The organism is Roseibacillus ishigakijimensis (genome assembly GCF_016595415.1).
Classification (GTDB): Bacteria; Verrucomicrobiota; Verrucomicrobiia; order Verrucomicrobiales; family Akkermansiaceae; genus Roseibacillus; species Roseibacillus ishigakijimensis.
Genome location: NZ_JAENIO010000141.1, coordinates 1 through 540 on the forward strand (window position 1 = coordinate 1; position 540 = coordinate 540).

The 540-nt window shown below is 57.4% G+C and carries 2 protein-coding genes; both read left to right on the forward strand.

Annotated features, from left to right (window positions below):
* The coding region (locus JIN78_RS17620; RefSeq protein ID WP_267907098.1) for a GTP-binding protein at window positions 1–180 on the forward strand (180 nt) is incomplete at its 5' end.
* The coding region (locus JIN78_RS16940; RefSeq protein WP_307833020.1) for a GTP-binding protein at window positions 170–540 on the forward strand (371 nt) is incomplete at its 3' end. The genes JIN78_RS17620 and JIN78_RS16940, both read left to right, overlap by 11 nt.

Sequence of the window (540 nt, forward strand, 5' to 3'; positions counted from 1 at the left end):
GGGATGGCAAGACCTTTCTTGATGAAAGATGAATTTTCTTCCGAGGGGAAGATAAAAGGGCGTTTTGTGCTGGTGGGAGGCTTTTTGGGGGCGGGCAAGACCACTCTCATTGGCCGCATGGCACTGTGGATGAAAGCCAAGGGGCGCGAGGTGGCGCGAGGTGGCGCTGGTGACCAATGATCAGGGAGAGGGCCTCCTTGATACGGATTCGGCCCGGGAAATCCTTCGGAAAAGCGAAAAATCTCGACCTGGGAAAAGTAGCAAAAATTACCAGTTAGATAACAATCGTAATTCGCTATCGAATCCCCATCTTTCCCCGCAGAATCAAGGCTCGCAGCCGGTGGCGGAGATCACGGGAGGCTGCTTTTGCTGTCGGTTGGAGGAGCTGGTGGGGGCCATTGAGGAGCTTTCCTGGGAGAGCCGTCCCGAGGTCATCGTGGCCGAACCCGTGGGCAGTTGCACCGACCTGATGGCGACGGTGGTTCGCCCCTTGGAGCAGGTTTACGAGACTCCCCTGGCTCTCGCTCCCCTCTCGGTGGT